Source organism: Chryseobacterium sp. SIMBA_029 (genome assembly GCF_046535275.1).
Taxonomy (GTDB): Bacteria; Bacteroidota; Bacteroidia; order Flavobacteriales; family Weeksellaceae; genus Chryseobacterium.
In genome coordinates, this window is the sequence record NZ_JAWRXA010000191.1 from 1 (window position 1) to 288 (window position 288).

1 pseudogene is annotated in these 288 nt (G+C 42.0%); it reads left to right on the top strand.

Annotated features, from left to right (window positions below):
• A pseudogene (locus tag SB679_RS23780) lies at positions 1-288 on the top strand (glutathione-dependent formaldehyde dehydrogenase); the annotation flags it as partial.

Genomic DNA, 288 nt, shown 5'->3' on the forward strand with positions numbered 1-288 from the left:
TTGATACCCTTCAGTACCGACTTGACCAGATTAAGAGACTGACAGGCTGCGAAACTATTTTATGGGAGGATGCTAAAGAGGTTATAGAACAGATAAGAGAATTGACCGGTGGAAGAGGCGCAGACTTATGTATCGATGCGGTTGGTTTTGAACCTGATCGCAGCCTTTTAGATAAAGCAAAGGCAGTGATGAATTTTGAAAAAGGTTCAATAAAAGTGTTAGAAGCCTGTATGAGCGCTGTGAGACGGGGAGGAACTGTTTCAATTTTGGGAGTATATCCTACGAATT